Below are 24,507 nucleotides of genomic sequence, written 5' to 3' on the forward strand. Positions count from 1 at the left end.
TTATTGAACAGCGAACTGACGGCGGATCTTTCTCATCAATAAGAATAGCCACGGCCAGAGAATCCCGTCGACAACACTGCTCCAGAAAATTTCAGGGCGGAATGAGACGTTGATCACCAGAAACTCTGCCCAGAAGACGATCACATCCATTGCTAATGACAGCACCATAACCATTAACGCCTGCTGCCACAATGCTAAGTTACGGAATAACTGGAATTTAAACGCAACCAGATAGGCGATAATGCTGAGCGCCAGTGCGCGAACGCCCAACGTCGAACCGGCGATTAAATCCATAATCGCCCCCAGCAGAAAACCGCTGCCCACATTCACGCGATGCGGCAGCGCCAGCACCCAATACACCAGAATCAACAATAGCCACGATGGCCGGAACATATAGATCTGTTCCGGCCATGGCATGATTTGCAGAATAAACGCCATCAGAAAGGACAGCCAGATCACCCATCGTCCCTGGCTGCGATATCGACTCAATTCTGGCCTCCGCGTGAGCGGGAAGCGGCATCCTGCGAACGACTTTCGCTGCTGCCCGAAGCGGGTGTGGTAGTCTGTGTGGTGGGCGCAGGCGGCCCCATTTCGCCGGCAGGCGGCAGCACCTGCGGCATCATTTGCATCAGGCGCTCGTTCGCGACCCGATGCACTTCATCAGGCGCCATAGGCATATCACCATTATGATCGGCTCCCCAAAGCAGCAGCAAATAGCGCAGACGTTGCAGACCCGCAGTAGGATGTGCCTGAATCACGGTATAAGCGCGTTGCGTATCCACTTTTACCGAGGACACGACACCGACAGGATAGCCTTCAGGGAAGCGGCCACCTAAGCCTGAGGTGACTAACACATCGCCCACGCGAATATCGGTATTGCCTGGCAGATGTTCCAGTTGTAAATCTTCCGTACAGCCATTGCCCGCGGCAATGACACGAATATCATTACGCAGCACCTGAATGGGCAGCGCATGTGATGCATCACAAATGAGCAGAACGCGACTGGTAAACTGGCCGACAGCGATGACCTGGCCCACAACTCCTTTATCACTGATGACCGGCTGACCTTCATACACGCCGTTGGCGCTGCCTTTATCAATCACGACCTGATCGGTATAGGGATCGGTACCGGTGGAGATCACCTGGGTCACCATCTTATGCTCGTCCTGACGCAGAGGTGAACCCAGCAATTCGCGCAGGCGTGCATTCTCCTGCTTGTATTGCCCCAGCATGAGCAGGTCGCTGTTTTTCAGAAACAGCTCCCGACGTAACGCTTTATTTTCCAGCTCAAGCTGCTGGCGTGAAGCCAGCGTATCTGACACGCCATCCAGAAGTTGACGCGGGCCGTTGGCCAGGAAGTAAAACGGACTGACCGATGTGTCCAGATAGTTGCGTATTTGCGTAAATGAACTCACGCGACTATCTGCGATGATGATGGCAATCGCCACAATCACCGCCAGAAAGAGACGCAATTGCAGAGAAGGGCCTCTGCTAAAAATCGGCTTCATATAATCTGCGTGTTCCTCGACTACAAGGTAAGAAAGTACGGACGTACCGCACTTTCCTGGGCTGGACACATCATACCGATGCACGCAGCGCCGGTTTACACGCTACTCCCTGCGCACTGTTACGACGGTCTCAGCCGGTTGAGGCCATTATTCTTCGCTGAATAAATCGCCGCCATGCATGTCGATCATTTCCAGGGCTTTACCGCCGCCGCGCGCAACGCAGGTCAGCGGATCTTCCGCGACGACAACAGGAATGCCTGTTTCTTCCATCAGCAGACGATCCAGATTTCTCAGCAGCGCACCACCGCCCGTCAGGACCATGCCACGCTCGGAAATGTCAGAGGCGAGTTCTGGCGGACACTGTTCCAGCGCGACCATTACTGCACTCACAATTCCGGTGAGCGGCTCTTGCAGGGCTTCAAGGATTTCATTTGAGTTAAGGGTAAAGCCGCGTGGCACACCTTCTGCCAGGTTACGACCACGCACTTCGATCTCACGCACTTCGTCACCCGGGTAAGCAGAACCGATCTCATGCTTGATACGTTCCGCTGTGGCTTCACCAATCAGTGAACCGTAATTACGGCGCACATAATTAATGATGGCTTCATCGAAGCGGTCACCACCGATACGCACGGAAGAAGAGTAAACTACGCCGTTCAAAGAAATGACGGCAACTTCAGTGGTACCGCCACCAATATCGACTACCATTGACCCGGTCGCTTCAGAAACCGGTAAGCCAGCGCCAATGGCGGCCGCCATAGGTTCTTCAATCAGGAACACTTCACGTGCACCCGCCCCCTGGGCAGATTCGCGGATTGCGCGGCGCTCAACCTGCGTGGCACCGACAGGCACACATACCAGCACGCGCGGACTTGGGCGCATAAAGCTGTTGCTGTGAACCTGCTTAATGAAGTGCTGCAGCATTTTCTCGGTCACGAAGAAGTCGGCGATAACGCCATCTTTCATAGGACGAATGGCTGCAATATTGCCCGGTGTACGGCCTAGCATCTGTTTGGCGTCATGACCAACGGCCGCTACACTTTTAGGTGAGCCGGCACGATCCTGGCGAATAGCCACTACGGAAGGCTCGTTCAGCACGATGCCTTGTCCTTTTACATAAATCAGGGTGTTCGCGGTACCCAGGTCAATGGACAAGTCATTGGAAAACATGCCACGAAATTTTTTAAACATACTAAGGGATAATCCTGCAAGCTGGAGGCGGAAAATAAAATCCGCTTACTTTACCAACCACACGAAGCTGCCACAAGGCGCAAAAACGTTCTGCTTCGGTGAAAAATTAGGCGACATTCGCATTAAATCATTTACAGCTGTTTCGCACACGAGCGGAACAGCGATATCACGCTATCAGAGCAGCTTGTTAAAGAATTTTCTTAACTTTACTCCGACATAAAATCTAACATTTCAGGCGCTCTATTCTGCCTGTTTGTTGTCCTGTATTCACTAAAAGCTGGCGTAAAACCGGCGAATTCAGGCAAACGATTAAATCTGGTAACGTTGCGAGTACTTTTTCACATTACTGTTGACCGGCTGAGAAGGTGAAAACAGGTCGCCCTGCCCGCCTTCAACCCCTAATTCGACCAGAGTTTGCCACTCCGCTTTTGTGCGAACGCCTGCCGCATAAAGCCGGGTACCGGTCGGCTTGCAGACGTCCAGCAGGCTCCGCACAAACAGCTGATTTTCAGTACGGCGCTCAATGTTGCGCACCAGGCCGGCATCCAGCTTGATTAACGCGACCGGCAGTTGCCTGATATAGGCGCTACTGACTACCGTCAGTCCTGCCTGACTGATAGCAATCCGGCAGCCAAATGCCTGGAGCGAATGCAACACCGGAATCAAACGGCTGATGTGTTGACAAACATCCCCTTCCGCAAGTTCAAATAAAAATCGTTTTCGCTGACTTTTTGGGCAGGCCAGCAACATTCGCTGCAACCAGACGACAAAGGGGCGCTTTAACAGAGAGTCGATATTGACCGGGATAACCAGTGTTTCTTCAGGCCACAGCTCTGACAAAGCGGCAATGCGCAACACCATCTGCCGGTCCCAGCTCTCTACCATGCCAAGCTGCTGCACCAGTGGCATGTATTCAGCCGACAGCACTTCTTTATCACCATCAAAGATGCGGCTGAGTATGACACGATGACGAACCTTGCCCTCACGGTCCACGGCAGGTTTTTGATAGAGCCGCGGCCCACCGCGACTGAGTGTATTTTCCAGCAAAGTGCGCCAGCGAACACTGCCGCGCCCGGCATCCTGCGGATTGCCCGCGCCGTTTGACCAGTTATTGCCACCGGACAGCGTTGCCCGTCGCGTCGCCATCTCCACATTTTCCATTACCTGCGGCACCGTCTGGCCACTGTGCCAGGCGCTGATACCGATGTGAATAAAGTCGTCACGGTTCACCATGCGCATAGGAGGTAACGCATCAACGGCATTAATTAACTGGTCAGCGATGCTGTTGGCCTCTTTCAGGCTGCGGTGCGGCAGCAATACCGCAAAATCACTGCGAAAATAACGCGCAAGAAGCGCGCCGGGATAACGCATGACAAAAGTGGACAGCATATTGACGACGTTAAACAGGTACTCTTCAACCAGCACCGGTCCAAGCGAGTGATCGTGCGTGTCGAGCTCAGGAAAGCGGATCATCATGACCACGCCGTGTGTCCCGACATCTTCCTGGTCCTCCAGCAAGGTGGCCAACTGATTATCGAAGAAAAGCCGGTTATTCAGCCCGGTTCGGCCATCCTGCGCAGCAAAGGTACGAATTAACGTATCAATGCGAACGCGCTGCTCGCCGGCTTCCTGTAAATCTGACAGAAGCTGATCGATCGCCCGACTGGCTTTGGGCGGCCACTCATCACGCTGCTTTTGGCGGAAGAAGGTACGCTCGCCAGCAAGAATCGATGCCGAACGACTTTCCAGGTGTTCCATCCCGCGCCATTGACGCACCAGCCAGCGATGGATGATGGACAGCATCACCGCCATAATCAGTACAACCAGCACGAGGGCGACAAGGGTATAAGTCGCAGGAATCGAGCGTAGCCAGGTTTGTGCAGGATCGAGAATCGTCAACTGGAGCCGCATTCCCGGTTGGTGCATTAGCGCAATGTCAAAATGGATATAGCGGTTTTTTTCGTGCTCGAGCATCTGATTTTCATGGCGGGACAGCGTAAAAACAGGTTGGCGACCGTTATAGAGAGAAAGTTGCTCCGCGTTAATAACAGGTAACATAGGAGCCAGCCAGGCCTTGAGCGCATCGGGAGGCTGGCTCAGCAAGACGTTATCAACTTCGGTCGCCAGCACCTGTACGCGACTTTCGACGCGCTGATGCGTGAGCCAGAAAACACTAAAAGCACAACCCACCAGCATTAAAACCATTGCCAGTACGCTAATCAGTGTAATAAATGCAGAAAGTTTGGTCGTTAATCGCATCCCTGTGCCTGTTTCACTTCGGTTGTCGCCGGATCACGCTGGCGCTGCACGGCAGCCGGAAGAAATTTGAGCAAAATAACACAAATGTCGTCTGGCAACAGTGGCGTTGTGCGTGAAGGCGAAGTATACCGCTGAGAAGATCTCACAGCGCCTGATTCTACATTTTTCAGTGGATTCCCATTTGAGAACGAAGCCAGGAAATTTCACATTTTTGCAGCGAAATTCGCCAGCATAAGTAATAGTCATCATGCTGGTTGAGACTATCGCGCCTGGAGAAAAACGATGAAGCCGACTAAAAGCCTGACCGAAGCAGATGTAACGCCAGAAAGCATCTTTAATATGAACCGTCGTCGGGTGCTTCAGACGCTGGGGCTGGGTGCCGCGGCCATGGGCCTTCCCGGCATGGCGAATGCTGATATCCTGAGCTGGTTCAAAGGCAACGACCGCCCTGCTGCCCCCGCAGGCCGTCCGCTTGACTTTACCAAACCCGCCCAGTACCAGGCTAACCTGCCCTTAACGCCCGCCGATAAAGTTTCCGGATACAACAATTTCTACGAATTTGGTCTGGATAAAGCCGATCCTGCGGCGAACGCCGGTACCCTAAAAACCGATCCCTGGAAACTGACGATTGAGGGCGAAGTGGCTAAGCCCGTGACGCTGGACATGGATGATATTTTTAAGCGCTTCGCGATGGAGCAACGAATCTATCGCATGCGCTGTGTTGAAGCCTGGTCGATGGTCGTTCCCTGGATCGGATTTGAATTAAATAAACTGCTGAAGCTGGCAGAACCCACCAGCAAAGCCCGCTTCGTCGCCTTCCAGACGCTGTACGCGCCCGATCAGATGCCAGGGCAAAAAGACCGGTTTATTGGCGGCGGGCTCAATTACCCTTATGTAGAAGGTTTGCGTCTGGATGAAGCGATGCATCCGCTTACGATTCTGACAACGGGCGTATACGGTAAAGCGCTGCCGCCGCAGAATGGTGCGCCGATTCGCCTGACGGTTCCGTGGAAATATGGCTTTAAGGGCATCAAGTCCATTGTGAAAATTACGCTCACTCACGATCAACCGCCAACGACATGGAATCAGATTGCCGACAATGAGTATGGTTTCTATGCCAACGTGAATCCCCATGTGAACCATCCACGCTGGTCACAGGCGACCGAACGTTTTATTGGGCCGGGCAGTAGCTTTAATGTGGATCGTCAGCCTACGTTACTCTTCAACGGTTATGCCGATCAGGTTGCCTCGCTCTATCGCGGCATGGATTTGCGGGAGAATTATTGAGTGCGCCTGACAATAAAGCAGATCGGCTGGCTTAAAGTCCTGTTGCATCTGGCTGCGTTCCTGCCGTTGGTTTATTTGATCATGGCCGCGATGCACGGTGGACTGAGCGCCGACCCGGCAAAGGATATCCAGCATTTTACCGGCCGAATGGCATTGAAACTGCTGCTGGCTACGTTGCTGGTGTCGCCCTTAACGCGCCTGATAAAACAACCCCTGCTCATTCGGACCCGACGCCTGCTGGGGATCTGGACATTTTTCTGGGCCAGTTTGCATTTGACCAGCTACTACCTGTTGGAGCTGGGAATAAATAACATCGGCCTGCTGGGCAGTGAGCTGATTTCCCGGCCCTATCTGACGCTGGGGATCCTCTCCTGGTTTATCTTGTTGGCGCTGGCCGTCACGTCTTTCCAGCGCATGCAGCGTAAACTCGGCAAACGGTGGCAAACATTGCATAACCTGATCTATCTGGTCGCGATCCTGGCACCTGTCCATTATCTCTGGTCAGTCAAAATCCTTTCGCCGCAACCCATTATTTATGCGCTTTTAGCCCTGGTCCTGTTAGCGTGGCGCTACAAAAAGTTCATTAAGTGGTGGCCGCGTTAACCGCTCTTTTCCCCGCTATCGTCTGCAAAAATGCGGTCTCCGGACCGCATCCGATCAACTTCGCAGATAAGACCAGTATTTTGCTGCGAAATGCCACGAAACGGATATAATGGCCGGCTTTATTGCGATTTGACGCTTCTTTTTCACCGTGACGGGTGACAAATGGAAAGCGGCAAGGTATTTTACGCGATGCCTCAATGATTGCGGGAGATGGCAGCAAGATGGCCGATAAATTACATATTCTGCTTTTGAACGGTCCCAACCTTAATCTGTTGGGAACGCGCGAGCCTGAAAAATACGGGGACGTCACGCTGGATCAGATCGTTTCTCGTCTGGTGCAGCAGGCAGACCAGTTGAATGTAACGTTAAGCCATTTGCAGTCCAATGCTGAATATCAGCTCATTGATCGCATTCATGAGGCAAAAGGCAACGTGGATTATATCATCATCAATCCTGCCGCGTTTACGCACACCAGCGTCGCACTTCGTGATGCGCTGTTAGCAGTGGACATTCCCTTTATCGAAGTTCATTTGTCAAATGTGCACAGCCGCGAGCCCTTCCGCCAACATTCCTATTTTTCTGATGTCTCTGCGGGCGTTATTTGTGGGCTTGGCGCCGATGGCTACTCGTGGGCATTACAAACGGCAGTAAAGCGCCTGTCTCATACTAATTAATCAAACTGAGTACGGAACCCCATTCATGGATATTCGTAAAATTAAAAAACTGATCGAACTGGTTGAAGAATCTGGCATTTCTGAGCTGGAGATTTCCGAAGGTGAAGAGTCTGTTCGTATCAGTCGTGCACCTGCAAACACTGGTTATCCGATGATGCAGCAGGCTTATGCTGCGCCTGTTGCTCAGCAACCGGCGCTGGCGAGCGCCGTGGCACCTGTTGCCGCTGTCGCAGAAGCTGCACCAGCAGAAATCAGTGGTCACATCGTACGTTCACCGATGGTCGGTACCTTCTACCGCACACCAAGCCCGGATGCGAAAGCGTTTGTGGAAGTGGGCCAGAAAGTCAATGCCGGTGACACGCTGTGCATCGTTGAAGCCATGAAAATGATGAACCAGATCGAAGCCGACAAATCTGGCGTTGTTAAAGCCATTCTGGTCGAAAGTGGTCAACCGGTAGAATTTGACGAGCCACTTGTTGTCATCGAATAACGGGGCGAACCATGCTGGATAAAATTGTTATTGCTAACCGCGGTGAGATTGCACTGCGCATTCTGCGTGCCTGTAAAGAACTGGGCATTAAGACTGTCGCTGTTCACTCAAGCGCGGACCGTGACCTGAAACACGTGCTGCTGGCAGACGAAACGGTTTGCATCGGCCCGGCACAGTCGGTCAAAAGTTATCTCAACATCCCGGCGTTGATCTCTGCTGCAGAAATCACCGGCGCGGTGGCGATTCACCCTGGCTACGGCTTCCTGTCTGAGAACGCGGATTTTGCTGAGCAGGTTGAGCGCTCTGGCTTTATCTTTGTGGGTCCAAAAGCTGACACCATCCGCCTGATGGGCGATAAAGTGTCGGCCATCACGGCGATGAAGAAAGCTGGCGTGCCGACCGTACCTGGCTCCGATGGCTCACTGACCGATGACATGGAAAAAAACCGTGCCTTCGCCAAGCGCATCGGCTATCCGGTCATTATTAAAGCCTCCGGCGGCGGCGGCGGTCGTGGTATGCGCGTTGTGCGCAGTGACAAAGATCTGGAACAATCCATCAACATGACGAAAGCGGAAGCCAAAGCGGCTTTCAACAACGACATGGTGTACATGGAGAAGTATCTGGAAAATCCACGCCACATCGAAATCCAGGTTCTGGCTGATGGCCAGGGCAACGCCATCTATCTGGGCGAGCGTGACTGTTCTATGCAGCGCCGCCACCAGAAAGTCGTGGAAGAAGCGCCAGCACCGGGCATTACGCCAGAGCTGCGTTCATTCATCGGTGAGCGTTGTACTAAAGCCTGTATCGATATCGGCTATCGCGGCGCAGGGACGTTTGAGTTCCTGTACGAGAATGGCGAGTTCTATTTCATTGAAATGAACACCCGTATTCAGGTTGAACATCCGGTCACCGAAATGATCACCGGCGTCGACCTGATTAAAGAGCAGCTGCGTATTGCTGCTGGCCAGCCGCTGTCAATCAAGCAAGAAGATGTGATTATTCGCGGTCATGCGGTTGAATGCCGTATCAACGCCGAGGATCCGGTCACCTTCCTGCCAAGCCCTGGTAAGATTACCCGTTTCCATGCACCGGGTGGTTTTGGTGTGCGTTGGGAATCCCATATTTATGCGGGTTACAGCGTGCCGCCGTATTATGATTCCATGATCGGAAAGCTCATCACCTACGGTGAAACCCGTGATATCGCCATTGCCCGTATGAAAAACGCGCTGGCGGAGCTGATTATCGACGGCATCAAAACCAACATCGAACTGCAGATGAAAATCATGTCCGATGAAAACTTCCAGCACGGTGGTACCAATATCCACTATCTGGAGAAAAAACTCGGCCTGCACGAGAAGTAATCGCAATGCTGAGTTAGTCTGAGGCCGGATATTCCGGCCTTTTTCTTTTCCCGCTGGCGTTAAGGTCACATCATGGACGCGCGTTTTTTACAGGCTCACAAAGAGGCTCGCTGGTCGCTCTGTCTCACGCTGGCCTGGCTGGCTGTCTGGGGCATTTCCGCCTGGTCGGGCGGCGATGCGGTTGGCATAACCGGTTTGCCACGCTGGTTTGAGCTCTCCTGCATTTTTGCGCCTCTGCTGTTCATTTTTCTGTGCTGGCTAATGGTCCGTACACGCTTCCGTGAGATGTCTCTTGAGGAGGAAGATGAACACTGAAATCATCCTGCCACTGTTGGCTTATCTGGTCGTTATTGCCGGTCTGTCCGTCTTTGCGATGCGTAAACAGCGCAAAGGAAATTTCCTGACCGAGTATTTTCTGGGTAGCCGTTCGATGGGCGGATTTGTGCTGGCTATGACCATCACCACCACCTATATCAGCGCCAGCTCCTTTATCGGTGGCCCAGGCGCAGCGTATAAATATGGTCTGGGCTGGGTGCTGCTGGCCATGGTTCAGGTTCCTGCTGTCTGGCTTTCACTGGGTGTACTGGGGAAGAAATTTGCCATTCTGGCGCGTAAGCATAATGCGGTCACGCTTAACGATATGCTCTATGCGCGCTATGGCAGCACACTATTGGTGGTCCTGGCCAGCCTGAGTTTACTCGTTGCCTTTGTGGGCGCGATGGCCGTGCAGTTTATCGGTGGCGCACGCCTGCTGGAAACCGCAGCCGGTATCCCCTACGACACGGGATTACTGATCTTCGGTGGGACTATCGCGCTTTATACGGCATTTGGCGGCTTCCGGGCCAGCGTGCTTAACGATGCCATGCAGGGCATTGTAATGCTGATTGGCACCTTTTTGCTGCTGTTTGCGATTATTCACCATGCCGGAGGGATCCATACTGCTGTAGAAAAACTGCATGCGATTGATCCCAAACTGCTGTCTCCTGAGGGGCCGGGCGATATCATTACGCCGACGTTCCTGAGCTCGTTTATTGTTCTGGTCTGTTTTGGCGTTATCGGTCTGCCCCATACCGCTGTCCGCTGTATTTCCTACAAGGACAGTAAAGCCGTTCACCGGGCGATTGTTCTCGGCACCATCGTGGTGGTGGTACTGATGCTGGGAATGCATCTGGCAGGCACGCTGGGCCGCGCCATATTGCCCGATCTGACCGTGCCGGATCGGGTTATCCCGACGCTGATGATTACCGTCCTGCCGCCGCTGGCCGCTGGGCTGTTTTTAGCGGCGCCGATGGCGGCGATCATGTCGACCATCAATGCGCAGCTGTTGCAGGCTTCCGCTACGCTGGTAAAAGATCTGTATTTACGCCTCGCACCTCAGCAACTGGACAATGAGCCACGACTGCGGATGTTATCGGGCACGGTGACATTTGCCCTGGGTGTCGTTTTGCTGTTCGTGGCCTGGCATCCGCCCGACATGATTATCTGGCTTAACCTGCTGGCGTTTGGTGGGCTGGAGGCAGTATTCCTGTGGCCGCTGGTTCTGGGGTTATATTGGGAACGCGCCAATGCCGCAGGCGCGCTCAGCGGGATGGTGGTGGGCGGAGGCTGTTATGCCATTCTGGCAACCCTGGGCCTGCAACTGTGGGGATTTCATCCCATCGTGCCTTCCTTATTGTTAAGTCTGCTGGCGTTCCTGGTCGGCAATCTGTTTGGGCGTTTACCCGCCGTGGTTAACGCACCACAACACTGAATTAAGAGAGATGTTATGCCGTGGATTCAAATCAAAATTAACAGTTCTGGCGCCAACGCAGAGGCGCTGAGCGATGCACTGATGGAAACCGGTGCCGTGTCAGTAACCTTTCAGGATACCCATGACACGCCCGTTTACGAACCTCTGCCCGGGGAAACCCGTTTATGGGGCGATACCGATGTTATCGGGTTGTTCGATGCCGAAAGCGACATGGAAGGCGTCATTGCCGAACTTTCACAGCATCCACTGCTGGGAGAGAATTTTCGCCACAAGATCGAGCAGATCGAAGACAAAGACTGGGAACGCGAGTGGATGGAGAATTTCCATCCTATGCGCTTTGGCGAACGCTTGTGGATCTGCCCGAGCTGGCGCGATGTGCCCGATCCGAATGCCGTCAATGTCATGCTGGATCCCGGGCTGGCTTTCGGAACCGGCACACATCCCACCACATCGCTCTGTCTGACGTGGCTCGACGGTCTGGATCTGAACGGTAAAACGGTGATCGATTTTGGCTGCGGCTCTGGGATCCTGGCGATCGCCGCCTTAAAGCTGGGTGCAGCGCAGGCCATTGGGATTGATATCGATCCTCAGGCGATTCAGGCCAGCCGCGACAATGCCGAGCGCAATGGGGTGGCGGACCGTCTGTCTCTTTATCTGCCGCATCAGCAACCGGAAAACCTGCAGGCTGATGTGGTGGTGGCAAACATTCTTGCCGGACCGCTGCGTGAGTTAGCGCCGCTTATCCGCGTGCTGCCTAAACCAGGCGGGCATCTGGGATTATCAGGCGTGCTGGAAAGCCAGGCCGAGAGTGTCTGTGAAGCTTATGCCATGCACTTTGCGCTGGACCCTGTCGCCGTTAAGGAAGAATGGTGCCGGATTACGGGTGTAAAAAACGCTTAGCGTCGTAAACGATGCGAGCGTCAGACTCAGCCCTGCGAACGTCGCAGGGCTGTATACCTTCTCCTCATACAGATGAAAGCGAACCTGCCTGGTCGTCGCTGCCTTTCACGCTCAATCGCTATGCTTTTGTCAACCGTCTGTACGGCGTGTTGTGTCGTTAATCACGGTATGTGACGTTTTTTATCTGGCGAATGCCGAATCTTCGTCGGAAAAACCTTTGTTCACAAAATAAACATAACTGGATAACGCCATGATTTTTAATGTCATTTATCCATAACACCCTCGTCAGAGCAGACTAAAAGCAGTTTTCTTGCGAATTGTTCAAAGTTTGGCCTTTCATCTTAAGAAAAAAATGCGTAATATACGCCGCCTTGCAGACACAGTATGGCATTACGACTTCATGCGCATTGGAAACCTCCAGCTGAGAAATCGACTGATTGCGGCACCGATGGCCGGTATTACAGACAGGCCTTTCAGAACGCTTTGTCATGAGATGGGTGCAGGAATGGCGGTTTCTGAGATGTTGTCATCCAATCCCGAAGTGTGGGCCAGTGACAAATCTCGTTTACGCATGGTGCACAGTGATGAACCCGGCATTCGTGCCGTCCAGATTGCAGGCTGTGATCCCAGTGAGATGGCTCAGGCTGCACGTATTAATGTCGACGCTGGTGCACAGGTGATTGATATTAATATGGGTTGCCCAGCCAAAAAGGTGAACCGCAAAATGGCGGGGTCGGCCTTACTGCAATATCCTGCCGTGGTCGAGTCTATTCTCTCTGCCGTGGTAAATGCGGTTGATGTACCGGTCACATTGAAAATCCGTACCGGTTGGGATCCAGAAAACAGAAACTGTGTCGCGATTGCCCAATTGGCTGAGCGTTGTGGCATTCAGGCTTTGACGATACATGGCCGCACTCGTGCCTGCCTGTTCAACGGAGACGCTGAATACGACAGCATTCGGACAGTTAAGCAGAGTGTCTCTATTCCGATTATCGCGAACGGAGACATAACTGACCCGCATAAAGCCAGAGCAGTGCTCGACTACACCGGAGCCGACGCTTTGATGATAGGACGTGCTGCTCAGGGAAGACCGTGGATCTTCCGGGAAATCCAGCATTATCTGGACACTGGGGAGCTGCTTGCCCCGCTGCCACTGGCAGAGGTCAAGCGTTTGCTTGTTTCGCATATACGTGAGCTGCACGACTTTTACGGTCCAGGCAAGGGATACCGTATAGCGCGGAAGCACGTGTCCTGGTATCTCCAGGAACATGCCCCAAATGACCAGTTTCGGCGCACATTCAACGCCATTGAGGATGCCAGCGAACAGCTGGAGGCGTTGGAGGCATACTTCGAAAATCTTGCGTAACGAAATAAAGAGCTGAAAGAACTATGTTCGAACAACGCGTAAATTCTGACGTACTGACCGTTTCTACCGTTAACTCACAGGATCAGGTAACTCAAAAACCTTTGCGTGATTCGGTTAAACAGGCACTGAAGAACTATTTTGCTCAACTGAATGGTCAGGATGTGAGTGACCTGTATGAGCTGGTTTTGGCTGAAGTCGAGCAGCCTCTGTTGGACATGGTGATGCAGTATACCCGTGGCAACCAGACCCGTGCTGCCCTGATGATGGGTATCAACCGCGGTACGCTGCGTAAGAAACTGAAAAAATACGGCATGAACTGATTCAGGTTCACACCGTTAATCTCGCCAGCCTTCGGGCTGGCGTTTTTATTTGTGCGTTACTACGCAAATTTTTTTAAAAACGCTGAAACAGTTGCATCACATATGGTAACTGTAGTTGCAGTCGCCAGCGTGACTTTAACAGACTTACCTTTCACATTTTCTCTTCTTCGCGGCCTTTGTCTTTTGTACCACCATGCCCTTCAGCCCAGCCCTGTCGGCCTTTTGTGAGCACGGCTACCTTTTTAAGCAATCTCATGTCTGCTTACATCAGCCACATGCAAACAGGCTCACACTGTTGCTAAATAGTGAAACAAATTGCACTAAATGTGATCTACCCGACTCGAAATGCATCCTTTTGGTGCGCCATATTATTGCAGCCTTCCGGATAATTCAGATTATTACCCGATATTTCAGGTGAATTCAGAATTCTGCAAACCTGGCACTGGCTTTGCAAAGTCGTGGATGGCTGATCGCCACAGACAGGAAACGCACACCAAAGTGCGCACTACATAACAACACAACACGACATGCCACACAGGATGCTTTATGAAAAAGATGATGCTCTCTACTCTGGTTGCTGCGGCTTCGCTGCTCGCCGTTGCTCAGCAAGCCCACGCAGGCGCCACGCTGGATGCGATTAAAAAGAAAGGATTCGTTCAATGTGGTATCAGCGATGGCCTGCCAGGTTTCTCTTATGCAGACGCCAGCGGTAAATTTACCGGTCTTGATGTGGATATCTGTCGTGCCGCGGCAGCAGCCGTATTTGGTGATGCAACAAAAGTAAAATATACCCCGCTGACCGCAAAAGAGCGCTTCACCGCATTACAGTCTGGCGAAGTGGACGTGCTTTCTCGTAACACTACCTGGACCTCATCACGTGATGGCGGCATGGGCTTCATGTTTACCGGTGTTAACTACTATGACGGCATTGGTTTCCTGACACACAAAAAAGCGGGCCTGAAAAGTGCGAAAGAGCTGGATGGTGCCACCGTCTGTATTCAGGCCGGTACTGACACTGAACTGAACGTTGCGGATTATTTCAAAGCGAACAAGATGCAGTACACCCCGGTGACATTTGACCGCTCCGACGAATCGGCAAAAGCACTGGATAGCGGCCGTTGCGATACGCTGGCTTCCGATCAGTCACAACTTTATGCACTGCGTATCAAATTAGGTAAACCAGACGACTTTATTGTTCTGCCGGAAGTCATCTCTAAAGAACCGTTGGGTCCTGTTGTTCGTCGTGGTGATGATGACTGGTTCACCATCGTGAAATGGTCACTGTTTGCCATGCTGAACGCCGAAGAAATGGGCATCACCTCTAAAAACGTGGATGAGAAAGCCGCGAAGCCAGCGACGCCCGATATGGCTCACCTGTTAGGTGCCGAGGGTGACTATGGCAAAGATCTGAAGCTCGATAACAAATGGGCGTACAACATCATCAAGCAGGTCGGTAACTATCAGGAAAGTTTTGATCGCAACGTCGGTAAAGACAGCCCGCTGAAAATCGCTCGTGGCCAGAATGCGCTCTGGAACCAGGGTGGTATTCAGTACGCACCACCGGTTCGTTAAGTCTACCTCCCCGTCGGGCACCGTTTTCTGCGGTGCCCCAGCAAGGCTTTCGTTATTGAGGTTTCAACATGTCACAACGCCCAACCGTGAAAAGGGATTTTTCGTTCGGTAATCCCACGGTTCGCGCCTGGCTTTACCAGATCGTGGCGATCGTTATCGTACTGTCTGTGGTGGGTTATCTCGTCCACAACACCGTCATCAATCTCGCTAATCGCGGTATCACTTCCGGGTTTGGTTTTTTAGAACGTAATGCGGGTTTCGGCATCGTTCAGCATCTTATTGATTATTCCGAAGGGGATACCTACGCACGGGTATTTCTGGTTGGCCTGACAAATACCCTGCTGGTTTCCGCACTTTGTATTGTATTTGCTTCCATACTGGGCTTCTTTATTGGCCTGGCGCGTCTTTCAGAGAACTGGTTATTACGTAAAATCGCGAATATCTACATTGAAATCTTCCGCAATATCCCGCCGTTATTGCAGATTTTCTTTTGGTATTTCGCGGTGTTGCGTAACCTGCCCGGCCCGCGTCAGGCGCTGAATGCCTTCGATCTCGCCTTCGTGAGTAATCGTGGCCTGTATATTCCCTGGCCGACCTATGCGCCTGGTACCTGGCCTTTCGTTATCGCTTTAGCACTGGCTGTGGTGGCGAGCTACGGTTTATACCGTTTTAACCGACAGCATCAGCTTAAAACCGGTCAGTTACGTCGCTCCTGGCCCGCAGCTGTTGCGATGCTGATCCTGTTCCCGCTGGTTGCGCATGCAGTTTTTGGTGCCGCCATGCACTGGGATATCCCGGAGTTGCGTGGGTTTAACTTCCGGGGCGGCTTCGTCATGATACCTGAGCTGGCAGCGCTCACGCTGGCCCTGTCGATCTATACGTCATCTTTCATTGCCGAGGTGATTCGCTCAGGTATTCAGGCTGTGCCTTACGGACAGCATGAAGCGGCGCGTTCACTGGGGTTACCGAATCCCGTCACGCTGCGTCAGGTTATCATTCCTCAGGCCATGCGAGTGATTATTCCGCCCCTGACCAGCCAGTATCTCAATATCGTCAAAAACTCCTCTCTGGCTGCCGCGATAGGTTACCCGGACATGGTGTCGCTGTTTGCCGGTACGGTGCTGAATCAGACCGGTCAGGCTATTGAAACCATTGCGATTACGATGAGCGTCTACCTGATTATCAGCCTGCTGATTTCACTGTTGATGAATATTTATAACCGCAAAATCGCGCTGGTTGAGCGTTAAGAACACGGGATGACTATGTCTGTCACTGCACATGAAACGACGCCCGTAGCCTCCTCGCCGCTGAGCCGGGGCTGGCTATGGGCCCGCAAGAACCTGTTTTCAGGATGGTTTAACACCTTACTGACGTTGTTATGTATCTGGCTGATCTGGCACCTGATCCCCCCGGCGCTGAACTGGCTGATCTTTGATGCCAACTGGTTTGGCACTACGCGCGCAGACTGCACAAAAGAAGGCGCATGCTGGGTCTTCATTCATGCCCGTTTTGGTCAGTTTATGTATGGGCTCTATCCTCATGAGCTGCGCTGGCGCATTAATCTTGCGCTGGTGATTGGCTTAGTGTCGATTGTGCCCATGTTCCTGAAACGGTTGCCCTTTCGTGGACGCTATATCGCCGTCTGGGCGGTATGCTATCCGCTGATCGTCTGGTTTTTACTGTACGGTGGATTTTTGGGACTGGATCGCGTGGAAACGCGCCAGTGGGGCGGCTTAACGCTGACCCTGATCATCGCCTCGGTGGGCATTGCGGGCGCCTTACCTTTAGGCATTTTGCTGGCGTTAGGGCGCCGCTCTAAAATGCCTGTTGTCCGTACGCTTTCTGTCATCTTTATTGAGTTCTGGCGTGGCGTTCCGCTGATCACCGTGCTGTTCATGTCATCGGTCATGCTGCCGCTGTTTATGGCAGAGGGAACCACTATCGACAAACTGGTACGTGCCTTAGTCGGCGTGATTCTGTTCCAGTCGGCGTATGTGGCCGAGGTAGTTCGCGGTGGGCTGCAGGCATTACCAAAAGGACAGTATGAAGCCGCTGAATCCCTTGCCCTGGGATACTGGAAGACCCAGATGCTGGTGATCCTCCCTCAGGCGTTAAAACTCACCATTCCGGGCCTGGTGAATACCATTATTGCGTTATTCAAAGATACCAGCCTGGTTATCATCATCGGTTTGTTCGATCTGTTTAGCAGCGTTCAACAGGCTACGGTCGATCCGGCCTGGCTGGGCATGTCGACAGAGGGCTATGTCTTTGCGGCGCTGGTCTACTGGATTTTCTGTTTTAGCATGTCACGTTACAGCCAGTATCTGGAAAAACGTTTTCACACCGGGCGTAAATCGCACTGAGGTTTCTATGACACAAATAATAACTGATTCAACCAATGCGATGATTTCGCTTGAAAATGTGAACAAATGGTACGGCCAGTTTCATGTGCTGAAAGACATTAATCTGCAGGTGAAACCGCGCGAACGTATCGTGTTATGCGGTCCGTCAGGGTCTGGAAAGTCGACGACGATTCGTTGTATCAACCATCTGGAGGAACATCAGAAGGGGCGTATTGTGGTCGATGGTATTCATCTGAATGATGACGTACGGAATATTGAGCGCGTTCGTACTGAAGTCGGTATGGTCTTTCAGCACTTTAATCTTTTTCCTCACCTTACGGTTTTGCAGAACTGTACGCTAGCGCCGATGTGGGTGCGTAAGATTGCCAAAAAAGAAGCGGAGGAGCTTGCGATGCACTATCTGCAGCGCGTACGCATTGCTGAACACGCGCATAAGTTTCCTGGTCAGCTTTCAGGCGGCCAACAGCAGCGTGTCGCGATTGCGCGTTCATTGTGCATGAAACCTAAAATTATGCTGTTTGATGAGCCCACCTCTGCCCTGGATCCGGAAATGGTGAAAGAGGTGCTGGATACCATGATTGGGCTTGCAGAAGATGGCATGACGATGCTGTGTGTCACGCATGAGATGGGCTTTGCACGTACCGTTGCCGATCGGGTGATCTTTATGGATCGCGGCGAGATCGTGGAGGTTGCGCCACCGCAGGAGTTTTTTGCAAATCCGAAGTCAGAACGTACCCGCGCTTTCCTGTCCCAGGTTATTCACTGACCGCTCTCGTTTCTGACCGTACCTCCGTCTCTGACAGAGGTACGGTTCTGACCTTTCCTGTCCGGATGATGCACCACGTTGTAAATCCACCGTCATCCTTTATAAAACTCCGCTTTTTAGCAACTGACGATACGTTGTCGTCGACGGTGCATGCCTGAATCGTGCTGTATCCAGCAAAGGTGAGCTGGCTCAGCCAGTGCTCGTCTGTGCATTGATCGGATATGGGTGATTCAGGCAGGTTTACTGACGGCTTATAGGGTGATCCACAGGTCTTTCCGCTTTACCCCTGATACGCGTCTGCCTGAGCTGGCCCGTGATGCACTTTATGTGGACGAGCCTGCTGGCGACAGGTAGAAATCGACGTTGCGGAAGTCAGCCAGCCCACCAATGAGGCGAGTTTCACGACTTTGGTGCCGGCGGTAGCGCGGCTTCCGCTGAGGTGATCGGCTCGTCCCTTTCGGTTTCAGGCGAATAACCGACGTAAAAAAGCCCCGTACTTTCGTACGGGGCTTCTCTACTTTATTGATGCCTGGCAGTTCCCTACTCTCGCATGGGGAGACCCCACACTACCATCGGCGCTACGGCGTTTCACTTCTGAGTTCGGCATGGGGTCAGGTGGGACCACCGCGCTACAGCCGCCAGGCAAATTCTTTATTCGCCGAACTCTAGCCATATATAACTGGTGCTGATACCCAGAGTCGAACTGGGGACCTCACCCTTACCAAGGGTGCGCTCTACCAACTGAGCCATATCAGCACGCAACAGGTATTCCCGGCATTATTATGCTGATGCTCGGGTCGTTCAATTTGATGCCTGGCAGTTCCCTACTCTCGCATGGGGAGACCCCACACTACCATCGGCGCTACGGCGTTTCACTTCTGAGTTCGGCATGGGGTCAGGTGGGACCACCGCGCTACAGCCGCCAGGCAGATTCTGTCTGCCGCACCGCCCCCTCGGGCCGCACGGCGTTATCCGGTAAACAAGGCTGAAAATTCTTCTGTCTCTCAACCCAAAACGCCTCTGGCGTTGTAAGGTTAAGCCTCACGGGTCATTAGTACCGGTAAGCTCAACGCATCGCTGCGCTTACACACCCGGCCTATCAACGTCGTCGTCTTCAACGTCCCTTCAGGAGACTTAAAGTCTCAGGGAGAACTCATCTCGGGGCAAGTTTCGTGCTTAGATGCTTTCAGCACTTATCTTTTCCGCACTTAGCTACCGGGCAGTGCCACTGGCGTGACAACCCGGACACCAGCGGTGCGTTCACTCCGGTCCTCTCGTACTAGGAGCAACCCCCCTCAATTCTCCAGCGCCCACGGCAGATAGGGACCGAACTGTCTCACGACGTTCTAAACCCAGCTCGCGTACCACTTTAAACGGCGAACAGCCGTACCCTTGGGACCTACTTCAGCCCCAGGATGTGATGAGCCGACATCGAGGTGCCAAACACCGCCGTCGATATGAACTCTTGGGCGGTATCAGCCTGTTATCCCCGGAGTACCTTTTATCCGTTGAGCGATGGCCCTTCCATTCAGAACCACCGGATCACTATGACCTGCTTTCGCACCTGCTCGAGCCGTCACTCTCGCAGTCAAGCTGGCTTATGCCATTGCACTAACCTCCTGATGTCCGACCAGGATTAGCCAACCTTCGTGCTCCTCCGTTACGCTTTGGGAGGAGACCGCCCCAGTCAAACTACCCACCAGACACTGTCCGCAGCCCGGATCACGGGCCCACGTTAGAACACCAAACATTAAAGGGTGGTATTTCAAGGACGGCTCCACGCAGACTGGCGTCCACGCTTCAAAGCCTCCCACCTATCCTACACATCAAGGCTCAGTGTTCAGTGTCAAGCTGTAGTAAAGGTTCACGGGGTCTTTCCGTCTTGCCGCGGGTACACTGCATCTTCACAGCGATTTCAATTTCACTGAGTCTCGGGTGGAGACAGCCTGGCCATCATTACGCCATTCGTGCAGGTCGGAACTTACCCGACAAGGAATTTCGCTACCTTAGGACCGTTATAGTTACGGCCGCCGTTTACCGGGGCTTCGATCAAGAGCTTCTCCTTACGGATAACCCCATCAATTAACCTTCCGGCACCGGGCAGGCGTCACACCGTATACGTCCACTTTCGTGTTTGCACAGTGCTGTGTTTTTAATAAACAGTTGCAGCCAGCTGGTATCTTCGACTGGCCTCGGCTCCGGGAGCAAGTCCCTTCACCTACGCGCCAGCGTGCCTTCTCCCGAAGTTACGGCACCATTTTGCCTAGTTCCTTCACCCGAGTTCTCTCAAGCGCCTGGGTATTCTCTACCTGACCACCTGTGTCGGTTTGGGGTACGATTTCGTGTTACCTGATGCTTAGAGGCTTTTCCTGGAAGCAGGGCATTTATCACTTCAGCACCGTAGTGCCTCGTCGTCACGCCTCAGTGTAAAGTGCACCGGATTTGCCTGGCGCACACACCTACACGCTTAAACCGGGACAACCGTCGCCCGGCCGATATAGCCTTCTCCGTCCCCCCTTCGCAGTAACACCAAGTACAGGAATATTAACCTGTTTCCCATCGACTACGCCTTTCGGCCTCGCCTTAGGGGTCGACTCACCCTGCTCCGATTAACGTTGAACAGGAACCCTTGGTCTTCCGGCGACAAGGTTTTTCACCTTGTTTATCGTTACTTATGTCAGCATTCGCACTTCTGATACCTCCAGCATGCCTCACAGCACACCTTCAGCGGCTTACAGAACGCTCCCCTACCCAGCAACGCTTGCGCGTCGCTGCCGCAGCTTCGGTGCATGGTTTAGCCCCGTTACATCTTCCGCGCAGGCCGACTCGACCAGTGAGCTATTACGCTTTCTTTAAATGATGGCTGCTTCTAAGCCAACATCCTGGCTGTCTGTGCCTTCCCACATCGTTTCCCACTTAACCATGACTTTGGGACCTTAGCTGGCGGTCTGGGTTGTTTCCCTCTTCACGACGGACGTTAGCACCCGCCGTGTGTCTCCCGTGATAACATTCTCCGGTATTCGCAGTTTGCATCGGGTTGGTAAGCCGGGATGGCCCCCTAGCCGAAACAGTGCTCTACCCCCGGAGATGAGTTCACGAGGCGCTACCTAAATAGCTTTCGGGGAGAACCAGCTATCTCCCGGTTTGATTGGCCTTTCACCCCCAGCCACAGGTCATCCGCTAATTTTTCAACATTAGTCGGTTCGGTCCTCCAGTTAGTGTTACCCAACCTTCAACCTGCCCATGGCTAGATCACCGGGTTTCGGGTCTATACCCTGCAACTTAACGCCCAGTTAAGACTCGGTTTCCCTGCGGCTCCCCTATACGGTTAACCTTGCTACAGAATATAAGTCGCTGACCCATTATACAAAAGGTACGCAGTCACACCACGAAGGTGCTCCCACTGCTTGTACGTACACGGTTTCAGGTTCTGTTTCACTCCCCTCGCCGGGGTTCTTTTCGCCTTTCCCTCACGGTACTGGTTCACTATCGGTCAGTCAGGAGTATTTAGCCTTGGAGGATGGTCCCCCCATATTCAGACAGGATACCACGTGTCCCGCCTTACTCATCGAACTCACAACCTGTGCACCTTTGTGTACGGGAGTATCACCCTGTACCCTGCGACTTTCCAGACGCTTCCACTGATGCACAAGCTGATGCAGGTTCTGGGCTCCTCCCCGTTCGCTCGCCGCTACTGGGGGAATCTCGGTTGATTTCTTTTCCTCGGGGTACTTAGATGTTTCAGTTCCCCCGGTTCGCCTCATGCCGCTATGGATTCACTGCATGATAGTGTGACGAATCACACTGGGTTTCCCCATTCGGGTATCGCCGGTTATAGCGGTTCATATCACCTTACCGGCGCTTATCGCAGATTAGCACGCCCTTCATCGCCTCTGACTGCCAGGGCATCCACCGTGTACGCTTGGTCGCTTAACCTCACAACCCACAGGCGTTTTGCGCTTGCGTGTCGTGAGCTTTTGAGAGACCCGAACGCATCGTGCTGTGTTCCTTATTACGGAGGAACACGACGTGCGTCGTTTCAAATTTTCAGCTTGTTCCGGATTGTTAAAGAGCAAATATCTCAAACGTGACCCTGAGGCCAGTTTTGAGATACTTCGTGGAGACACCTTTCACCTGTCACCAAGCAAGTGGCGTCCCCTAGGGGATTCGAACCCCTGTTACCGCCGTGAAAGGGCGATGTCCTGGGCCTCTAGACGAAGGGGACGTGAAATCCTTGTGCAACAGACACGGGTTATTTCACGTGAAGGTGAGATTAGATAATCAGGCGACAATAGTTATTGTTACCGCACCCCAACGCGTAGACGCTTTGCTCATTACTTTTCTATCAGACAATCTGTGTGAGCACTTCGCACGAAGGTATCCTCAGGTAAGGAGGTGATCCAACCGCAGGTTCCCCTACGGTTACCTTGTTACGACTTCACCCCAGTCATGAATCACAAAGTGGTAAGCGCCCTCCCGGAGGTTAAGCTACCTACTTCTTTTGCAACCCACTCCCATGGTGTGACGGGCGGTGTGTACAAGGCCCGGGAACGTATTCACCGTGGCATTCTGATCCACGATTACTAGCGATTCCGACTTCACGGAGTCGAGTTGCAGACTCCGATCCGGACTACGACGCACTTTATGAGGTCCGCTTGCTCTCGCGAGGTCGCTTCTCTTTGTATGCGCCATTGTAGCACGTGTGTAGCCCTACTCGTAAGGGCCATGATGACTTGACGTCATCCCCACCTTCCTCCGGTTTATCACCGGCAGTCTCCTTTGAGTTCCCGACCGAATCGCTGGCAACAAAGGATAAGGGTTGCGCTCGTTGCGGGACTTAACCCAACATTTCACAACACGAGCTGACGACAGCCATGCAGCACCTGTCTCAGCGTTCCCGAAGGCACCAAGGCATCTCTGCCAAGTTCGCTGGATGTCAAGAGTAGGTAAGGTTCTTCGCGTTGCATCGAATTAAACCACATGCTCCACCGCTTGTGCGGGCCCCCGTCAATTCATTTGAGTTTTAACCTTGCGGCCGTACTCCCCAGGCGGTCGACTTAACGCGTTAGCTCCGGAAGCCACTCCTCAAGGGAACAACCTCCAAGTCGACATCGTTTACGGCGTGGACTACCAGGGTATCTAATCCTGTTTGCTCCCCACGCTTTCGCACCTGAGCGTCAGTCTTCGTCCAGGGGGCCGCCTTCGCCACCGGTATTCCTCCAGATCTCTACGCATTTCACCGCTACACCTGGAATTCTACCCCCCTCTACGAGACTCAAGCCTGCCAGTTTCAAATGCAGTTCCCAGGTTAAGCCCGGGGATTTCACATCTGACTTAACAGACCGCCTGCGTGCGCTTTACGCCCAGTAATTCCGATTAACGCTTGCACCCTCCGTATTACCGCGGCTGCTGGCACGGAGTTAGCCGGTGCTTCTTCTGCGGGTAACGTCAATTGCTGAGGTTATTAACCTCAGCACCTTCCTCCCCGCTGAAAGTACTTTACAACCCGAAGGCCTTCTTCATACACGCGGCATGGCTGCATCAGGCTTGCGCCCATTGTGCAATATTCCCCACTGCTGCCTCCCGTAGGAGTCTGGACCGTGTCTCAGTTCCAGTGTGGCTGGTCATCCTCTCAGACCAGCTAGGGATCGTCGCCTAGGTGGGCCGTTACCCCGCCTACAAGCTAATCCCATCTGGGCACATCCGATGGTGTGAGGCCCGAAGGTCCCCCACTTTGGTCTTGCGACGTTATGCGGTATTAGCTACCGTTTCCAGTAGTTATCCCCCTCCATCGGGCAGTTTCCCAGACATTACTCACCCGTCCGCCACTCGTCACCCGAGGAGCAAGCTCCTCTGTGCTACCGTCCGACTTGCATGTGTTAGGCCTGCCGCCAGCGTTCAATCTGAGCCATGATCAAACTCTTCAATTTAAAGTTTGATTTGCTGCAACCAGTGCAGCGGTGCTCAAGGAAAACGTCGTAATGAATTTCAATACGTGTTCACTCTTAAGACTTGATATTTTTTTGCGTCCGGAGACGCGGATATCAATCCTGCGAGTGCCCACACAGATTGTCTGATAAATTGTTAAAGAGCAGTG

At 52.9% G+C, this 24,507-nt stretch carries 18 protein-coding genes, 2 tRNA genes and 4 rRNA genes; 14 read left to right on the forward strand and 10 right to left on the reverse strand.

Going from position 1 to position 24,507, the window contains the following annotated elements:
- The 4 genes from mreD to csrD all read right to left on the reverse strand — a co-directional run bounded on the left by mreD (position 1) and on the right by csrD (position 4,958).
- Positions 1-489: a rod shape-determining protein MreD gene (mreD, locus tag C1N64_RS00920; RefSeq protein ID WP_006120976.1), complete on the reverse strand. Its 489-nt coding sequence runs from the start codon at positions 487-489 to the stop codon at positions 1-3.
- Entirely contained in the window at positions 486-1,508 is a 1,023-nt protein-coding gene (gene mreC / locus C1N64_RS00925; protein ID WP_006120977.1) for a rod shape-determining protein MreC, read from the reverse strand. Before mreC ends, mreD begins: the two co-directional genes overlap by 4 nt.
- Positions 1,509-1,655: 147 nt before the next feature.
- Positions 1,656-2,699 (reverse strand): rod shape-determining protein MreB, encoded by a 1,044-nt coding sequence (mreB, locus tag C1N64_RS00930; RefSeq protein ID WP_003855260.1) that lies wholly within the window; start codon positions 2,697-2,699, stop codon positions 1,656-1,658.
- Positions 2,700-3,008: 309 nt separating this feature from the next.
- Positions 3,009-4,958, reverse strand: coding sequence for an RNase E specificity factor CsrD (gene csrD / locus C1N64_RS00935; RefSeq protein WP_054633000.1), 1,950 nt, complete (start codon positions 4,956-4,958; stop codon positions 3,009-3,011).
- 282 nt (positions 4,959-5,240) lie between these two features.
- Between csrD and msrP the strand changes: the two genes are divergently transcribed.
- The 14 genes from msrP (at position 5,241) to C1N64_RS01005 (ending at position 18,410) form a co-directional block, all read left to right on the forward strand.
- Positions 5,241-6,245: a protein-methionine-sulfoxide reductase catalytic subunit MsrP gene (gene msrP / locus C1N64_RS00940; RefSeq protein WP_006120979.1), complete on the forward strand. Its 1,005-nt coding sequence runs from the start codon at positions 5,241-5,243 to the stop codon at positions 6,243-6,245.
- Entirely contained in the window at positions 6,246-6,848 is a 603-nt protein-coding gene (gene msrQ / locus C1N64_RS00945) for a protein-methionine-sulfoxide reductase heme-binding subunit MsrQ (RefSeq protein WP_006120980.1), read from the forward strand. It begins immediately after the preceding gene.
- Positions 6,849-7,069: 221 nt separating this feature from the next.
- Entirely contained in the window at positions 7,070-7,522 is a 453-nt protein-coding gene (gene aroQ / locus C1N64_RS00950) for a type II 3-dehydroquinate dehydratase (protein WP_394515193.1), read from the forward strand.
- 25 nt (positions 7,523-7,547) lie between these two features.
- Positions 7,548-8,012: an acetyl-CoA carboxylase biotin carboxyl carrier protein gene (gene accB, locus C1N64_RS00955; RefSeq protein WP_033740068.1), complete on the forward strand. Its 465-nt coding sequence runs from the start codon at positions 7,548-7,550 to the stop codon at positions 8,010-8,012.
- A gap of 11 nt (positions 8,013-8,023) precedes the next feature.
- Positions 8,024-9,373, forward strand: a complete 1,350-nt coding sequence (gene accC / locus C1N64_RS00960; RefSeq protein ID WP_039341728.1) for an acetyl-CoA carboxylase biotin carboxylase subunit — start codon at positions 8,024-8,026, stop codon at positions 9,371-9,373.
- 72 nt (positions 9,374-9,445) lie between these two features.
- Positions 9,446-9,688, forward strand: a complete 243-nt coding sequence (locus tag C1N64_RS00965) for a YhdT family protein (RefSeq protein ID WP_033740072.1) — start codon at positions 9,446-9,448, stop codon at positions 9,686-9,688.
- Positions 9,678-11,123, forward strand: a complete 1,446-nt coding sequence (gene panF / locus C1N64_RS00970) for a sodium/pantothenate symporter (protein WP_394515194.1) — start codon at positions 9,678-9,680, stop codon at positions 11,121-11,123. The genes C1N64_RS00965 and panF overlap by 11 nt, the downstream gene beginning before the upstream one ends.
- A 15-nt stretch (positions 11,124-11,138) precedes the next feature.
- Positions 11,139-12,023 (forward strand): 50S ribosomal protein L11 methyltransferase, encoded by an 885-nt coding sequence (prmA, locus tag C1N64_RS00975; protein WP_033740074.1) that lies wholly within the window; start codon positions 11,139-11,141, stop codon positions 12,021-12,023.
- A gap of 400 nt (positions 12,024-12,423) precedes the next feature.
- Positions 12,424-13,389 (forward strand): tRNA dihydrouridine synthase DusB, encoded by a 966-nt coding sequence (dusB, locus tag C1N64_RS00980; RefSeq protein WP_033740115.1) that lies wholly within the window; start codon positions 12,424-12,426, stop codon positions 13,387-13,389.
- 23 nt (positions 13,390-13,412) lie between these two features.
- A complete protein-coding gene (gene fis, locus C1N64_RS00985; RefSeq protein WP_003855228.1) occupies positions 13,413-13,709 on the forward strand; it encodes a DNA-binding transcriptional regulator Fis in 297 nt (98 codons plus the stop codon).
- A 546-nt stretch (positions 13,710-14,255) separates the two neighbouring features.
- Positions 14,256-15,281, forward strand: coding sequence for an amino acid ABC transporter substrate-binding protein (locus C1N64_RS00990; protein ID WP_033740076.1), 1,026 nt, complete (start codon positions 14,256-14,258; stop codon positions 15,279-15,281).
- A gap of 68 nt (positions 15,282-15,349) precedes the next feature.
- Positions 15,350-16,528, forward strand: coding sequence for an amino acid ABC transporter permease (locus C1N64_RS00995; RefSeq protein ID WP_054686961.1), 1,179 nt, complete (start codon positions 15,350-15,352; stop codon positions 16,526-16,528).
- 15 nt (positions 16,529-16,543) lie between these two features.
- Positions 16,544-17,644 carry an amino acid ABC transporter permease gene (locus C1N64_RS01000; RefSeq protein WP_375094075.1) on the forward strand — a complete coding sequence of 367 codons (1,101 nt, stop codon included), beginning with the start codon at positions 16,544-16,546 and terminating at the stop codon, positions 17,642-17,644.
- Positions 17,645-17,651: 7 nt separating this feature from the next.
- Positions 17,652-18,410, forward strand: a complete 759-nt coding sequence (locus C1N64_RS01005; protein WP_033740081.1) for an amino acid ABC transporter ATP-binding protein — start codon at positions 17,652-17,654, stop codon at positions 18,408-18,410.
- A gap of 527 nt (positions 18,411-18,937) precedes the next feature.
- On the opposite strand, the gene rrf (C1N64_RS01010) is transcribed toward C1N64_RS01005, so the two are convergent.
- The 6 genes from rrf (C1N64_RS01010) to C1N64_RS01035 all read right to left on the reverse strand — a co-directional run bounded on the left by rrf (C1N64_RS01010) (position 18,938) and on the right by C1N64_RS01035 (position 24,340).
- Positions 18,938-19,053: ribosomal RNA gene (rrf, locus tag C1N64_RS01010) — 5S ribosomal RNA — on the reverse strand.
- A gap of 37 nt (positions 19,054-19,090) precedes the next feature.
- A tRNA-Thr gene (locus tag C1N64_RS01015) sits at positions 19,091-19,166 on the reverse strand.
- Between the two features lie 55 nt (positions 19,167-19,221).
- Positions 19,222-19,337: ribosomal RNA gene (gene rrf / locus C1N64_RS01020) — 5S ribosomal RNA — on the reverse strand.
- A 103-nt stretch (positions 19,338-19,440) separates the two neighbouring features.
- Positions 19,441-22,346: ribosomal RNA gene (locus C1N64_RS01025) — 23S ribosomal RNA — on the reverse strand.
- Between the two features lie 213 nt (positions 22,347-22,559).
- Positions 22,560-22,635 (reverse strand) — tRNA-Glu (locus tag C1N64_RS01030).
- 163 nt (positions 22,636-22,798) lie between these two features.
- Positions 22,799-24,340: ribosomal RNA gene (locus tag C1N64_RS01035) — 16S ribosomal RNA — on the reverse strand.
- Together the 16S, 23S and 5S rRNA genes with 2 tRNA genes alongside form the textbook arrangement of a ribosomal RNA operon.
- Positions 24,341-24,507 lie beyond the last annotated feature (167 nt).

Source organism: Pantoea sp. SGAir0215 (assembly GCF_043543215.1).

Coding starts and splice junctions, on each gene's coding strand:
- accB (WP_033740068.1), top strand. CDS start 7,548: ATGGATATTCGTAAAATTAAAAAACTGATCGAACTGGTTGAAGAATCT.
- csrD (WP_054633000.1), bottom strand. CDS start 4,958: ATGCGATTAACGACCAAACTTTCTGCATTTATTACACTGATTAGCGTA.
- mreB (WP_003855260.1), bottom strand. CDS start 2,699: ATGTTTAAAAAATTTCGTGGCATGTTTTCCAATGACTTGTCCATTGAC.
- mreC (WP_006120977.1), bottom strand. CDS start 1,508: ATGAAGCCGATTTTTAGCAGAGGCCCTTCTCTGCAATTGCGTCTCTTT.
- C1N64_RS01000 (WP_375094075.1), top strand. CDS start 16,544: ATGTCTGTCACTGCACATGAAACGACGCCCGTAGCCTCCTCGCCGCTG.
- dusB (WP_033740115.1), top strand. CDS start 12,424: ATGCGCATTGGAAACCTCCAGCTGAGAAATCGACTGATTGCGGCACCG.
- panF (WP_394515194.1), top strand. CDS start 9,678: ATGAACACTGAAATCATCCTGCCACTGTTGGCTTATCTGGTCGTTATT.
- C1N64_RS00990 (WP_033740076.1), top strand. CDS start 14,256: ATGAAAAAGATGATGCTCTCTACTCTGGTTGCTGCGGCTTCGCTGCTC.
- aroQ (WP_394515193.1), top strand. CDS start 7,070: ATGGCCGATAAATTACATATTCTGCTTTTGAACGGTCCCAACCTTAAT.
- prmA (WP_033740074.1), top strand. CDS start 11,139: ATGCCGTGGATTCAAATCAAAATTAACAGTTCTGGCGCCAACGCAGAG.
- msrP (WP_006120979.1), top strand. CDS start 5,241: ATGAAGCCGACTAAAAGCCTGACCGAAGCAGATGTAACGCCAGAAAGC.
- accC (WP_039341728.1), top strand. CDS start 8,024: ATGCTGGATAAAATTGTTATTGCTAACCGCGGTGAGATTGCACTGCGC.
- C1N64_RS01005 (WP_033740081.1), top strand. CDS start 17,652: ATGACACAAATAATAACTGATTCAACCAATGCGATGATTTCGCTTGAA.
- C1N64_RS00965 (WP_033740072.1), top strand. CDS start 9,446: ATGGACGCGCGTTTTTTACAGGCTCACAAAGAGGCTCGCTGGTCGCTC.
- fis (WP_003855228.1), top strand. CDS start 13,413: ATGTTCGAACAACGCGTAAATTCTGACGTACTGACCGTTTCTACCGTT.
- C1N64_RS00995 (WP_054686961.1), top strand. CDS start 15,350: ATGTCACAACGCCCAACCGTGAAAAGGGATTTTTCGTTCGGTAATCCC.